At 69.6% G+C, this 13,257-nt stretch carries 11 protein-coding genes; 7 read left to right on the top strand and 4 right to left on the bottom strand.

Annotated features, from left to right (window positions below; all coding sequences use genetic code 11):
• Positions 1-168: 168 nt before the first annotated feature.
• Both M3M27_RS05260 and M3M27_RS05255 read right to left on the bottom strand, forming a co-directional pair.
• Complete coding sequence (locus tag M3M27_RS05260; protein WP_434027386.1) at positions 169-1,635, bottom strand: CehA/McbA family metallohydrolase; 1,467 nt, start codon at positions 1,633-1,635, stop codon at positions 169-171.
• Positions 1,636-1,646: 11 nt separating this feature from the next.
• Positions 1,647-4,145: a TonB-dependent receptor gene (locus M3M27_RS05255; protein WP_434027385.1), complete on the bottom strand. Its 2,499-nt coding sequence runs from the start codon at positions 4,143-4,145 to the stop codon at positions 1,647-1,649.
• A 222-nt stretch (positions 4,146-4,367) separates the two neighbouring features.
• On the opposite strand from M3M27_RS05255, the gene trmB reads away from it, so the two are divergent.
• A complete protein-coding gene (trmB, locus tag M3M27_RS05250) occupies positions 4,368-5,105 on the top strand; it encodes a tRNA (guanosine(46)-N7)-methyltransferase TrmB (protein WP_434027384.1) in 738 nt (245 codons plus the stop codon).
• 107 nt (positions 5,106-5,212) lie between these two features.
• A complete protein-coding gene (locus M3M27_RS05245; RefSeq protein WP_140719365.1) occupies positions 5,213-7,075 on the top strand; it encodes an SLC13 family permease in 1,863 nt (620 codons plus the stop codon).
• Between the two features lie 344 nt (positions 7,076-7,419).
• Here M3M27_RS05245 and M3M27_RS05240 read toward each other — a convergent pair whose 3' ends face one another.
• Entirely contained in the window at positions 7,420-7,761 is a 342-nt protein-coding gene (locus M3M27_RS05240; RefSeq protein WP_140719961.1) for a Rieske (2Fe-2S) protein, read from the bottom strand.
• 173 nt (positions 7,762-7,934) lie between these two features.
• Here M3M27_RS05240 and M3M27_RS05235 point away from each other — a divergent pair, with 173 nt between their 5' ends.
• The 5 genes from M3M27_RS05235 (at position 7,935) to M3M27_RS05215 (ending at position 12,263) form a co-directional block, all read left to right on the top strand.
• Entirely contained in the window at positions 7,935-8,216 is a 282-nt protein-coding gene (locus M3M27_RS05235; RefSeq protein ID WP_434027383.1) for a hypothetical protein, read from the top strand.
• Positions 8,217-8,328: 112 nt separating this feature from the next.
• On the top strand, positions 8,329-9,042 hold the full coding sequence (locus M3M27_RS05230) for a fumarylacetoacetate hydrolase family protein (RefSeq protein ID WP_434027382.1): 714 nt from the start codon (positions 8,329-8,331) through the stop codon (positions 9,040-9,042).
• 62 nt (positions 9,043-9,104) lie between these two features.
• A complete protein-coding gene (gene mscL, locus M3M27_RS05225) occupies positions 9,105-9,518 on the top strand; it encodes a large-conductance mechanosensitive channel protein MscL (RefSeq protein WP_434027381.1) in 414 nt (137 codons plus the stop codon).
• Between the two features lie 224 nt (positions 9,519-9,742).
• The gene (locus M3M27_RS05220; RefSeq protein WP_434027380.1) at positions 9,743-11,164 is read left to right on the top strand and encodes a M28 family peptidase; all 1,422 of its coding nucleotides are present in this window, start codon (positions 9,743-9,745) and stop codon (positions 11,162-11,164) included.
• Positions 11,165-11,210: 46 nt separating this feature from the next.
• Positions 11,211-12,263, top strand: coding sequence for a LacI family DNA-binding transcriptional regulator (locus M3M27_RS05215; protein WP_434027379.1), 1,053 nt, complete (start codon positions 11,211-11,213; stop codon positions 12,261-12,263).
• Between the two features lie 112 nt (positions 12,264-12,375).
• Here M3M27_RS05215 and M3M27_RS05210 read toward each other — a convergent pair whose 3' ends face one another.
• Positions 12,376-13,257: a TrmH family RNA methyltransferase gene (locus M3M27_RS05210; RefSeq protein ID WP_140719377.1), complete on the bottom strand. Its 882-nt coding sequence runs from the start codon at positions 13,255-13,257 to the stop codon at positions 12,376-12,378.

The following is a 13,257-nucleotide window of genomic DNA, read 5'->3' as shown; positions in this document are numbered from 1 at the left end:
GACCGCTCACGCTGCATTGCGGCAAGGCACACGCGGTGCCTTGCCCAAACAAATCGCGCGCCCTCGGCGCGCAATGCGGACATGATGTCACGAAGCCGGCATGGCGTGGCAGTGCGGCGCCCACCGGGCCACGTCGCGGCGAGCGCCGGCACGACCCGATCGGGAAGGTCAGTTGAGATAGACCGGGTTGCCGAGCAGCAGCAAGCGGCCATCCGGCGCGCGCACTTCGGCACGCAGCCAATGCCGGGCGCCATCGCTGGTCCAGGTCCAATCACGCCGCTCGCGGGCCGCGCCCAGCGGCGCCGTCCATGCGGGCAACGGCTTGCCGTCGAGCTTCAGCACGAGCCGCGAGCCGGCAGGCGCGGCCACGTCCACGCCGATCCGGACCGGGGTACCGTTCGGCGCGGCCAACCCGCCGCCCATGTTCGCCTGCTGGTCGCCGGCCCGGGCGCTCAGGTCGAGCAGTCGGTCGCGACTGCCCTCGGCATCGACGAACACACGGCCGGCGCGGATGCCGTCGAGGATCTCGCGCTCGCTCAGCCCGGTGGCGTGCACCACGGTGGTCGGGACCCCGATCCGGCTGCGCCCGCGCACGCCGGCCCGCAGGGTGCCGTCGTGGTTGTCGCTGCCGCCGATCGCGGTCACGCGCTCGCCGGCCGCCAGCAGCGATTCCCAGTACGGGATGCCCGAGGTCGGGGTATCGGCGTCGAGCCCGTTGACCGCTTCCACGGCCGCCAGGCTGCCCGGCGGCAGCGGCACGGCCGGCGTCCAGCCGCAGCCCATGCAGGTTTCGTCGGAAGGATTGCCGGGATGGTTGGCCGACAACAGCAGGCCGCGGCGATGCGCCTCGCGGGCGATCGCCGCCCAGTCGGTGCCGTCGCCGGCGCGGAAGTCCAACGGCGCGCGCAGGCCGAACACGTTGCCATGGCCCTGGAACGTGGTGATCTCCATGCCCGGGATCAGCAGCAGGCGATCGAAGTACGGCTGCGCGGCCACCAGTTCCTGCACGTGCGAAATCGTGTTGTGCTCGGTCACGGCGATGAAGTCCAGTCCGGCGTCGGCCGCCGCCTGCAGCGTCATGAACAACGGGCAGGGAACGCGCGCGCCGGATTGCGCGGCGCAGGTACCGTCGCTGTGGCCGCTGTGCATGTGCAGGTCGCCGCGATACCAGCGCGCGGCGCCGTCCAGGCGTACCTGCCGCGACGCCGGCAAGGCGTCCGCCCGCTCGACCGGCGTGAACTCGATGCGGGCGCGATAAGGGGCGCGAGTGCCGGGGCGCAGGTGCGGCACGCCCAGCAGCAGGTGCCACTTGCCCGGCTCGATCGCCCCGGGCAGGTACGACGGCGTGGCGTCGCTGGCCGATACGGTGAAGCTGCGCTTGTTGCCGCCGCTCCAGCCGCGGAATCCGGCCGGACCCTGCAACCCCAGGTCGACCACCACGGCCCTGCCCTGGTCGTCGTAATCGAAGTCCACGCTGATCCGGGCAGTGCCCGCCGGGACGTCGAACGGCACCTGCACGTAATGCTGGCGATCGTGGTCGTCGAGCGTTCCCTCGACGACCACGGCCTGCTGCGCGGCGGCCCACAGCGGCCACAGCAACAGGCCCAGGCATGCGTACCACATCGTCTTGCGCATATCCCGCCCCATCAGAACTTGTACATCAACGCCAGGCGGTAGTTGCGCCCGAGCAGCGGCCGCGCGATGAAGGTGTTAGCGCCGCGGTCGGCGCTGGCCAGTTCGCCGGCGCGCGGATTGCCTTCGGTCAGGCCGAGCGAGTTGGTGAGGTTGTCGACGTAGCCGTACAGCGACAGGCGGTCGTTGACCTCGTAGCGCGCGCTGAAGTTGACCGCGTCGTAGGACGGCAGGCGCACCGAGTTGGCGGTGTCGACGTAGCGCTTGCCCTGGTACTCCCAGGCGGCCTGCAGGCGCAGCCGGCCCTGCATCAGGTTCACGCCCGGCACCAGGCGCACGCTGGTCTTGGGCACGCGGATCAACTGGTTGCCGTCGTAGTCGTTGAGCGTGCCGGTCTTGTCGAGGTAGGTCAGGCCGCGGTACTCCGGGTCCTGCAAGGTCACGGTCGCGCTGACGTCGAACCAGTCGACCGGCCGCAGCGCGGTCTCCAGTTCCAGGCCGAAGGTCCGGGTGCTGGCGAAGTGCGGTTCCTCCACCGTCGCGCCGTCGGCATTGAACACGTAGTTGCTGAAGGAGACGTTGTCGTACTTGGTCCAGAACAGCGTGGCGAACACGTCCAGCAGCGGCTGCGAGTACTTGTAGCCGATCTCGGCCAGGTCCATGGTCTGCACGTACGGCGTGGCGCCGGCGTTGGTGATGTAGTTGCCCAGGCTGGGCAGGCGGTTGCCGGAGGTGTAGCGCGCGAACAGGCCCTGGCTGCGGCTGAACTGCCAGTTGGCGCCCACCGTCCAGGCCACGCGGCTGAAGGTGTCGTCGTAGTCGGCGTAGGTGCCGTTGCCGGTGAGGATGTTGGAGGTCGCCGGCGTGCCGAGATTGACGGTCTTCTTCTGCTCGACCCAGCCGTGGGTGTTCATGCGTTCCCAGCGCAGGCCCGCGTCGATGCGCAGGGCATCGTCGATCTGCCATTCGTCGGCCAGGTACAGCGCGTGCGTGGTCTGCTTGCCCGCCGCATGCTCCCATTCGTAGCCGTAGCGGGTGATGCCATCGTCGGTGAACTGCCTGAGCACGTTGCCGGCGGCATCCACCGCCACCAGGTCCAGCAGCCGCGCGTTGTCCTGCACGTCGAGCAGGGCGATGGAGGAGTAGCGGTCGAAGTCCTCCTCGATGTGTGCGTAGTAGTAGCCGAAGGTGACGTTGTGGCGCTGGCTGCCGGCCTCGAACACGCGCGAGAACTGCAGGTCGTTGGCCAGTTCCTTCACCGGCATGGTGATGCCGCGCAGGCCGCCGAGGATGACCAGGCCGTTGCCGTTCTGGTTGGCGACGTCGTAGACCTGCCCGGGCGAGGTCACGTAGCGCAGTTGCAGGGCGCTGGCGCCCGGCACCGAGGCCAGGTCGGCGGCGCGGCTGGCCAGGAAGCTGCTCGCACTCTGCAGGGTATTGGGGTACACGCCGTTGCGCTGGGTCTCGGTGTCGCTGTAGCGCAGCCGGTCGTTGAGCTGCCAGCCGTCGCCCAGCTCGAACTGCGCCCCTGCGCTGAACTGGGTGCGCTTGACCTGCGTGCCGAGCGTGTTGTCGAAGTCGTAGTCGCCGCCGCCGCCGGTGACCATGCGCACGTGCGCGGTCTCCGGGCCGGCCACGGTGCCGTAGTGGCCGTCGAAGCCGGGCACCGCGCGGATCTCGCCGTCGCGATCGGTGCGCATCGGGATGCCGGTGTAGAACGCGACCTTGTCGTCCAGGCGCTTGACGTCGAAGCTGATGCGGCCGTTCTCCAGCTCGCGGGCCAGGTTGAGCCGCAGCTGGCCGCCCTGGTTGCCGGTGAAGCCGAGGTCGCGCACGCCGTCCTCGCTGCGGTAGAAGCCGCCCACGCCGAGCTTCCAGGCGCCATCGCCCACCGGCGTGCCGTACCAGAAGTCGGTGCGGTACAGGTCGTCGCGGCCGACGGTCAGCTTGACCAGGCCTTCCGCACTGTCGCCCACCTGGCGCGGGATGAAGTTGATCGCGCCGGCCGGCGCGTTGGAATAGAACACCGGCGCCGGGCCGCCGCGCACCACCTCGATGCGCTCGATGGTCTCGTCGAGCCGGAACGCCTGGTCGGCATTGAGGTAGCCCAGCGCGGGATCGTGTTGCACCGGCATGCCGTCCTCGAGCAATTGCACCGAGCCGAAGCCGTCCACCGGCACGCCGCGCGCCCGGATGTTGCCGCTGGCCTCGCCGCCGGAGGCCTCGACCCAGAAGCCCGGCACCGATTTCATCGCCTCGGTGACGCTGGTCGGCGCCTGCAGGCGCAGGTTTTCTTCCTCGATGTTGGTGACCGAGTAGCTGGTCTCGGCCTTGGTGCGCACGCCGGTGCCGGCGCGGCCGGTGACCACGATGCTGTCCAGGTCCTGGACCTGGCTGCGGCCGGGCGCGGGCGCTTGCTGGGCCAGGGCGGCGGTGGGGGCGAGCGCGGCAGCCAGGACCAGCCGCAGGGCGAGATGCAGCCGGTTCCGGCCGCACGGGAGCGCAATGAGCATCGCAAGTACCTCGAAATGATGGAAACGGTTCGCCACCTCCCCTGGCAACGACAGCCGCGCATGCTGGCGCAGCAATGTTCCATTTCCGTGACTCCGCGCTCGCCCGGCCCGTGACTGCTCCCCGCGCGTGGCCGTAAGAGGCCATAATTCCGCCATGAAGACCTTCATTCCCACCGGGCCGCGCAGGCCCCCCGGCGGCCGTTCCGGCGGGGTTGCCGCCGCATGACCGATCCTTTCAACAGCGACGGCGCCAAGGTGCCGCCCAAGCCCTTCACCGTCACCGAAGGCCACCGCGCGGTCCGCAGCTTCGTGCTGCGCCAGGGGCGCTTCACCCCTGCCCAGCAGCGCGCGTTCGACGAGCGCTGGCCGCGCTTCGGCGTGGACTACACGGGCCAGCGGCGCGACCTGGACGCGCTGTTCGGCCGCGATGCGCCCAAGGTGCTCGAGATCGGCTTCGGCAACGGCGCCGCGTTGCGCTTCGCCGCGCAGCAGGACCCGTCGCGCGACTACATCGGCGTGGAAGTGCACGCGCCCGGCGTCGGCCGCCTGCTCAATGCGCTGGCCGAGGACGACGCCCGCCACGTGCGCCTGTACCACCACGACGCCGTCGAGGTGCTGCGCAACGAGATCGCCGATGGCGCGCTCGACGAAGTCCGCATCTACTTTCCCGATCCTTGGCACAAGAAGCGCCACAACAAGCGCCGCCTGATCCAGCCGGAGTTCGCCCGGCTGCTGGTGCGCAAGCTGCGCCCGGGCGGCCGCCTGCATGCCGCCACCGACTGGGAGCACTATGCCGAGCAGATGTGGGACGTGCTCGACGCAACCCCGGGGCTGGTCAACCGGGCCGGCCCGCGCGGCCATGTGCCGCGGCCGGAATGGCGCCCGCAGACGCACTTCGAGACGCGCGGGCAGAAGCTGGGCCATGGCGTGTGGGACCTGCTCTACGACCGTGATTCGTGATTCGTGACTGGTGATTCGCAACAGCGCATCACCGCTCCGGATGCATGATCCGCCGCCTCCCCGCTTCTGACGAATCACGAATCACCAATCACCAATCACGGCCACTCATGGATACCGCGCTGACGCTGACCAACGACATGAAGCTCGTGCTCGGGCTGGTCGGCTTCACGATGGCGATGTTCCTGTTCGAGCGCATCCGCGCCGACGTGGTCGCGCTGATCGTGCTGGTGGTGCTCGGCGTGACCGGGTTGATCGCGCCGGAGGAAATCTTCGGCGGTTTCTCCGGCAACGCGGTGATGAGCATCATCGCCACCACGGTGCTCGGCGCGGGCCTGGAGCGCACCGGCGCGCTGAACCGGCTGGCGTCGTGGCTGCTGCGGCGCTCCCGCGGCAAGGAGAAGCGGCTGATGATGCTGACGCTTGGCATCTCCGGGCTCAACTCCTCGTTCATGCAGAACCCGTCGGTGATGGCGCTGTACCTGCCGGTGGCCTCGCGCCTGGCCGCACGCACCGGGCTCACCCTGCAGCGGCTGCTGCTGCCGATCGCCGCGGCGATCGTGATGGGCGGCGCGCTGACCATGGTCGGCAACTCGCCGCTGATCCTGCTCAACGACCTGCTGGTCTCGGCCAACAACAACCTGCCCTCGGGCATGGCCACGATCGAGCCGCTGACCATGTTCGCGCCGCTGCCGGTCGGCGTCGCGCTGCTGGCCGCGGCGCTGCTGTACTTCCGCTTCTACGGCGACCGCAAGCTGATCGAAGAGGAGACGCTGGTCAACGAAGGCGTCACGCCCGCGCGCACCGAAAGCTATTTCGCCAAGACCTACGGGATCGAGGGCGACGTGTTCGAGCTGGTCGTCAGCGCCGAGAGCCCGCTGGTCGGCATGACCCTGGGCGAGGCCGAGGCGATGCACGACGCGCCGCTGCTGCTGGCGCTGAAGACCGGCGACGACACTCGCCTGTCGCCGCCGGCGGACATGCGCATCTGGGTCGGCAGCGTGCTCGGCGTGATGGGCGCGCGCCAGACCGTGGCCGACTTCGCGCAGAACCATTTCCTGCGCATGTCCTCGCGGCTGCGCAACCTGGGCGACCTGTTCAATCCGGCGCGCGCGGGCATCTCCGAGGCGGTGATCCCGCCGAATTCGCGCTTCATCGGCAAGAGCGCGGCCGACCTGCGGCTGCGCAAGCAGTTCGGCCTCAGCCTGCTGGCGATCAACCGCGACAAGCAGGTGATCCGCGAGGACGTGCGCAAGGTGCCGCTGCGCGCCGGCGACATGCTGGTGCTGCACAGCATCTGGCAGGACCTGGCGCAGGCGGCCGACAGCCGCGACTTCGTGCCGGTCACCGACTATCCCAAGGGCGAACAGCGCCCGCACAAGTTCAAGATCGCGATGGCGATCTTCCTGCTGACCATCCTGATCGCGCTGACCTCCAAGCTGCCGGTGGCACTGACGCTGATGACCGGCGTGGCCTTCATGCTGGTCACCGGCGTGCTGCGCATGGACGAGGCCTATGCCTCGATCAACTGGAAGACGGTCTTCATGATGGCCGGGCTGATCCCGCTCGGCTGGGCGATGGACAGCAGCGGCACCGCCGCCTGGGTGGCCGGGCACACCATCGACCGCCTGCCCCAGGGCATCCCGATCTGGGTGATCGAACTGGCGCTCGCGCTGCTGACCACGGCGTTCTCGCTGGTGATCAGCCACGTCGGCGCCACCATCGTGATGGTGCCGATCGCGGTCAATCTGGCCCTGGCGGCCGGGGGCAATCCGACCGCCTTCGCCTTGATCGTGGCGCTGTCGGCCTCCAACAACCTGATGACCGCCTCCAACCCGGTGATCTCGATGGTCACCGGCCCCGCCAACTACCAGCCGCGCGAGCTATGGCGCGTGGGCGGCCCGCTGTCGCTGATCTACGTGCTGGTGATGGTGCCGGTGATCAATTTGCTGTTCTGGTGGACCGGCCGGTAGGCAGGCATTGTTGCTGTTGCTCGTGATTGTGCTCTGGATTGGGTGACGCCTCCTCGCGCGGCGGCGCGCCAGCCTCCATGGCCTACGGCGGAGACGGCGGGAAAAACACGAAGCCGAATGGCTGGTCATGGCTGATCAAGGTAACTCGCCGAAGGCGAAAGCTTTGGCTTTTTTATTGCCCAAGGCCCAAAGCCAAAAGCAAAGCAACGTCCCTGGACGATCAGCCGTTCGGCTGCTGAAAAACACTGCCCACCTTCGCGGGGACGACGGTGGAAAGAAGGTGCAAGCACCCAGCCATCCGCATGGAAATGATCGTGGGAATCCACCCACCACGACCCCAGCCACTACCCTACCAACACCACGTCCTCTCCCTCGACCCGCAGCTCCACCGCCCGCAACGCATCGCCCCGGCAAGGCCCGGCGACGCAGGTCCCGCCCTCCAGCTCGAACGCTGCCCCGTGCGCGGCACAGACCAGCTGGCCTTCGCGGCTCTTGAGGAACTGGCCGGGTGCCCAGTCCAACCGCCGTCCCGCGTGCGGGCACACGTTGAGCCATCCCCGCACCACGCCGCCCTCGCGGTACAGGACCAGCGATTCGGCGGCGCCGTCGACCGGCGCCTCCACCTCGGCGAAACCGCCCTCGGGAATCTGGTCTCGGGCAAGCAAACGGATCGGGGGAGTCGCCATCGCCAACGGGATCGTGAAAAGGAGCGGCATTCTGGCATGCGTCCCCGGACGGACGCCCCGCCATACATGATCGGCCGGCAACACCGCCCGCGCGATTAACGTTTTTTTGACGCAGTAACTTGCGACTGCAACGATACTCCCCGCCCAGTCCGTTCCGACAGACAACTGTCATCATGCGCGTACGTTTCCTTAACTTCAGCCACCTACGCCAGTGGTTCGAACCCCGCAAGCCGCGCCATCCGCTGGTCCGGCTGGGCTTCGGCCTGCTCGGCCTGGCCATCCTGGCCCTGCTGGTGTTCGTGGGCGTGTTCGTGGGCGCGGCGATGATCCTGGGCGGCGTGGCGTGGAAGCTGCTCGGCAAGCCGGGCAAGCGCACCGCGGCCGCCAATGCGGGCACCATCGTCGAAGGCGAATACCGCGTCGTCAGCAAGCCGGTGCTGCCGCTCTCGCGCTGAAGCGCGGGTCCCTCGCAACGTCCGCGCACGTCCGTTGCGCGGACCCGGCGGGAAGCCGCCACCATGCCGTGCAGTTGCTAGACTCGCGCCTCCCCGCAACGAGGCTCCCTGCATGAGCGATGTGATCCCCGCCCCCCAGATTCCACGCATCCCTGTAGTGGGCGGCGGCACGTTCCCGGTGCGCCGCATCTATTGCGTCGGCCGCAACTTCGCCGACCACGCCCGCGAGATGGGCGCCAACGCGCCCGCCTCGAAGGCGGAGCGCGGCCAGCCGGTGTTCTTCATGAAGCCTGCCGATGCCATCGTGGTCGGCCACGGCGATCCGATTCCCTACCCGCCCGGCACCCGGGAGCTGCACCACGAGGTCGAGCTGGTGGTCGCGCTCGGCCAGGACGCGCCCGCCGGCGTGCTGCCGGTGGAACAGGCCGAGGCGCTGGTCTATGGTTATGGCGTGGGCCTGGACCTGACCCGCCGCGACCTGCAGGCCGCCGCCAAGGCCAAGGGCCTGCCCTGGGACATCGCCAAGGGCTTCGACCACTCGGCGCCGGTCAGCGAGCTGGTGCACGCTGGCGAAGTGGGCGAGCTGGATGCGCTGAACCTGTCCCTGGAGGTCAACGGCACGGTGCGCCAGCAGTCGCTGCTCGACCAGATGATCTGGAGCGTGCCGGAGATCCTGCACGAACTGTCCAAGCTGTACGCACTCAAGGCCGGCGACCTGGTGTTCATGGGGACCCCGGCCGGCGTGGCCGCGCTCCAGCCCGGCGATCGTTTCAGCGCCCGCCTGGAAAATGTCGCCGAAAGGCACGGCGTCATCACCGCCGATTGACCTGAACAGGCTAGGATGCCGTCGCGGCGAGCCTGCCGCGACCGGCAATGAAGGAGAGGACCATGGGAATGATGAGCGAATTCAAGGAATTCGCGATGCGCGGCAACGTGATCGACCTGGCGGTGGGCGTGGTGATCGGCGCCGCGTTCGGCAAGATCGTCACGTCGCTGGTAGAAAAGGTCATCATGCCGCCGATCGGCCTGCTGATCGGCGGGATCGACTTCTCCAAGTTGTCCTGGACCTTGAAGGCGGCGAGCGTGGACGCCGCCGGCAAGGAAGTGCCCGCCGTGGTGATCGGCTACGGCGATTTCATCAACACGGTGATCCAGTTCCTGATCGTGGCGTTCGCGATCTTCATGGTGGTCAAGACGATCAACAGGCTGAGCCGCAAGAAGGCCGAGGAACCCGCGCCGCCGGCGCCGCCGAGCGAGGAAGTGGTGCTGCTGCGCGAGATCCGCGATTCGCTCCGCAAGTGATGCCCGGGAGGGATGACCTCCCGCACAGGAACGGCGAGGCCACGGGCTGCTAGGCTCGTGGCCTTCTTGTTGTGCGAGTCCCTCGCAACAGCCCGCACATCCATGTGCGGGGATCCAGAATGGTGCGAGTCCCTCGCAACAGGCCACGCATCCATGTGCGGGGATCCCAATGGTGCGGGGCCCTCGCGACAACCCTTTCCTTCTCCCCTTACTTGGAGTCGCCCATGCGTTACCTAGCCGTCGCCATCGCCGCCCTCCTTGCCACTTCCAGCGCGCAGGCCGCGCCGGCCACGCGGATCCCGGACAAGGCGTTGGCCACGGCGGCGCAGTTGCGCGAGCAGGCGCTCGCCGACAATACCGGATGGAAGGTGGTCGAGTCGCTGACCACCGAGGTCGGCCCGCGCCTGGCCGGCAGCGAGGCCGATGCGCGGGCGGTGGCCTGGGCCAAGGCCAAGTTCGAGCAGCTCGGCTTCGACAAGGTCTGGACCGAGCCGGTGACCTTTCCCAAGTGGGAGCGCCGCGGCGAGAAGGCCGAGGTGATCGGCCCGCACGCGCAGCCGCTCAAGGTCACCGCGCTGGGCGGCAGCCCCGGCGGCACGGTCGAGGGCGAGGTCGTCCGCTTCGCCGACCTGGCGGCGCTGAAGGCCGCGCCCGAGGGATCGTTGAAGGGCAAGATCGCCTTCGTCGACTACCAGATGGTCAAGGCGCGCGACGGCAAGGACTACGGCAACGGCGGCGCGATCCGCAGCCGTGCGCCGTCGGAAGCGATCCGCAAGGGTGCGGTCGGCTTCGTGATGCGCTCGGCCGGCACCGACTCGCATCGCGTGCCGCATACCGGCATCACACGCTTCGACGACGGCCTGGCGCCGGTGCCGGCGGCGGCGCTGTCGGTGCCCGACGCCAACCAGCTCGCGCGCCTGGTCGAACGCGGCCCGACCCGCATCCGCCTGAGCCTGGACTGCGGCTGGGATGGCACCGCGACCTCGTACAACGTGATCGGCGAGATCACCGGGCGGGAGAAGCCCAAGGAGGTCGTGGTGATCGGCGGCCACCTGGATTCGTGGGACCTGGGCACCGGCGCGATCGACGATGGCGCTGGCGTCGGCATCACGATGGCCGCCGGCCACCTGATCGGCCAGCTCAAGCAGGCGCCCAAGCGCACCATCCGCGTGGTCGCCTTCGCCAACGAGGAGCAGGGCCTGTACGGCGGCAAGGCCTATGCCGAAGCGCACGGCAGGAATGCCGACGACCTGAAGCTGCACCAGATCGGCGCGGAGAGCGATTTCGGCGCGGGCCGCATCTACGCCTTCAACACCGGTTCGCCGGCGCCGGAAGGCTCGCGCGAGGCGACCCGGCAGATCGCCGAGGCGCTGGCGCCGCTCGGCATCGAGTACGCGCCCGACAAGGGCGGCCCCGGCCCGGACATCGGCCCGATCGCGGCCAAGGGCGGCGCCTGGGCCTGGCTGGCGCAGGACGGGACCGACTACTTCGACCTGCACCACACCGCCGACGATACGCTCGACAAGATCGATCCGAAGGCGCTGGCGCAGAACGTCGCGGCCTATGCGGTGTTCGCCTACCTGGCCGCCGAGGCCGATGGCGGCTTCGGCAGCGAGGCCAAGCCGACGGTGCCGCCGAGCGAGTAAGCTCGGCGCTGCCGCGCTGCGCGGCGCAACGTCCGACGACTCCGAGATGGCGGTACGACAGCGACGCCGCAAAGGTGGTGCAGTGACCCTGCTGGACGTGGCCCAACACGCCGGCGTCTCGCCGATGACGGCCTCGCGGGTGATCAACCGCCACCCGCAGGTCGGCGAGGAGATGCGCCAGCGCGTGGAGGCCTCGGTACGCGCGCTGGGCTATCGCCCCAACCTCGCCGGCCGTTCGCTGCGCACCGCGCAGCAGATCAGGATCGGGCTGCTCTACAGCAATCCCAGCGCGGCCTACCTCAACCAGTTCATGCTGGGCGTGCTGGAGCAGAGCAGCCTGGACGGGCACCAGGTGCTGGTGGAGAAGTGCGGCTCGCTGCGCAGCCAGCGCGCCGCCACCGAGCGCCTGCTCGCCGCCGGCGTCGACGGGGTGATCCTGCCGCCGCCGTTGTGCGACTCGCGCTTCACCATCGCCGCGCTGGGTGCGCGCGGCATGCCGGTGCTGGCGGTGGCCGGCGGCGCGCCGGTCGCCGAGGTCAGCGCGGTGCGCATCGACGACTACCAGGGCGCGCAGGCGATGACGCGCTACCTGCTGGAACTCGGGCATCGCCGCATCGGCTTCGTGCGTGGCGATCCGACGCATGCGCCGAGCGCGCTGCGCGCGGCCGGCTTCTTCGACGCGATGGCCGAGGCCGGATTGGAGGTGCCGCCGGAGGATGTCGCCGAAGGCCTGTTCACCTATCGCTCGGGCCTGGCGGCGGCACAGGCCTTGCTCGACCGCGCGCGGCGCCCTACCGCCCTGTTCTGCAGCAACGACGACATGGCTGCCGCCGCGCTGGCGGTGGCGCACGGCATGGGATTGCGCGTGCCGGAAGAGCTCTCGGTGGCCGGCTTCGACGATACGCCGGTGGCGACCACGGTCTGGCCGGAACTGACCACGATCCGCCAGCCGGTGACCGCGATGGGCCGCACCGCGGTGACCCAACTGGTCGAGGACATCCGCCGGCGCCGCCAGGGCGAGGCGGCCGAGCCGGTCCGGCACACGATGCGCTACAGCCTGGTGCGGCGCGGCTCGACCGCGCCGCCGGCCGGGGGCTGAGCCCAGGCCTCAGGCTTTTCCGTGGGAAAGACTTCGGTCGCGCCAGGCTTCGCCGGGAAAGCCCCGTCGCGACTGAAGTCGCTCCCACATGGGTGCCCGCGGCCGCAGATGCCTAGTTCCCGCCGAGGCGCGCGCGCCAGCTCGCCAGCAACACCGCGGTCGCGGCGGCGACATTGAGGCTCTCGACCGCGCCGGTGCCGGGGATCGACACGCGCAGGTCGCAGGCATCGGCCAGGCGCCGGTCCATGCCCTCGCCTTCGCTTCCCATCACATAGACCAGGCGCTGGGGCAGCGGCGTGGCGAACAGGTCCTGCCCGCCTCCCACCAACGTCGCGGCCAGCACGAAGCCGGCGTCGTGCAGCAGTTCGTCGGCCAACGAGGTCTTCGGCAAGCGGACCAGCGGCACCGCCTCGGCACCGCCTTCGGCGATGCGCGCGGCCGCGCCGGACAGGGTCAGCGTGGATTCGGCCGGCAACAGGATGCCCGCCACGCCGAAGTGAGCGGCCGAGCGCAGGATCGCGCCGAAGTTGTGCGGATTGCCGATCCCGTCCAGCCAAAGCAGCAGTTGCGGACCGGGCCGCAGCGTCTCCAGCCATTCGGCCAGCGGCAACGGCTCGGTCCTGGCCACGTCGGCGACCACGCCTTCGTGGTGCTCGCTGCCGGCCAGCTTGCGCAGGTCCTCGTCGGCGACCACGCGGTAGCCGACGCGCTGCTTCACGCACCATGCCAGCAGCGGCTTGAGTTCGGGGATGCGCGCCTCGGCCAGGTACAGCTTGCGCAGCGCCTGCGGGCGCGCCTGGAACGCCGCGCGCACGGCGTTGAGGCCATACAGCCGCACCTCCTCGTGCCGGCGTCCGGCCGGCGCGGGCATGCGCTCGCCGGTTTCGGCCGGGGACTGCCGCGGCGCGCGCTCGTCGCTGCCGCCGCGCTTGCCGGGATGGCGAGGGGCCCCGCCGCCGGGGCGGCGCGGCCCGGTATTCCAGGGACTGCTCAT

Origin of the sequence: Xanthomonas boreopolis (genome assembly GCF_046529185.1) — a bacterium.
GTDB lineage: Bacteria > Pseudomonadota > Gammaproteobacteria > Xanthomonadales > Xanthomonadaceae > Pseudomonas_S > Pseudomonas_S boreopolis.
The sequence above is the reverse complement of the archived record's forward strand: the minus strand, read 5'-3'. Positions and strand labels throughout refer to the sequence as shown.

What these genes read in the sequence shown, in the direction of transcription:
- M3M27_RS05215 (WP_434027379.1), top strand. Translation starts at nt 11,211, where the DNA reads ATGGCGGTACGACAGCGACGCCGCAAAGGTGGTGCAGTGACCCTGCTG.
- M3M27_RS05220 (WP_434027380.1), top strand. Translation starts at nt 9,743, where the DNA reads ATGCGTTACCTAGCCGTCGCCATCGCCGCCCTCCTTGCCACTTCCAGC.
- M3M27_RS05210 (WP_140719377.1), bottom strand. Translation starts at nt 13,257, where the DNA reads ATGAGCAGTCCCTGGAATACCGGGCCGCGCCGCCCCGGCGGCGGGGCC.
- trmB (WP_434027384.1), top strand. Translation starts at nt 4,368, where the DNA reads ATGACCGATCCTTTCAACAGCGACGGCGCCAAGGTGCCGCCCAAGCCC.
- M3M27_RS05230 (WP_434027382.1), top strand. Translation starts at nt 8,329, where the DNA reads ATGAGCGATGTGATCCCCGCCCCCCAGATTCCACGCATCCCTGTAGTG.
- M3M27_RS05245 (WP_140719365.1), top strand. Translation starts at nt 5,213, where the DNA reads ATGGATACCGCGCTGACGCTGACCAACGACATGAAGCTCGTGCTCGGG.
- M3M27_RS05235 (WP_434027383.1), top strand. Translation starts at nt 7,935, where the DNA reads ATGCGCGTACGTTTCCTTAACTTCAGCCACCTACGCCAGTGGTTCGAA.
- M3M27_RS05260 (WP_434027386.1), bottom strand. Translation starts at nt 1,635, where the DNA reads ATGCGCAAGACGATGTGGTACGCATGCCTGGGCCTGTTGCTGTGGCCG.
- mscL (WP_434027381.1), top strand. Translation starts at nt 9,105, where the DNA reads ATGGGAATGATGAGCGAATTCAAGGAATTCGCGATGCGCGGCAACGTG.
- M3M27_RS05240 (WP_140719961.1), bottom strand. Translation starts at nt 7,761, where the DNA reads ATGGCGACTCCCCCGATCCGTTTGCTTGCCCGAGACCAGATTCCCGAG.
- M3M27_RS05255 (WP_434027385.1), bottom strand. Translation starts at nt 4,145, where the DNA reads ATGCTCATTGCGCTCCCGTGCGGCCGGAACCGGCTGCATCTCGCCCTG.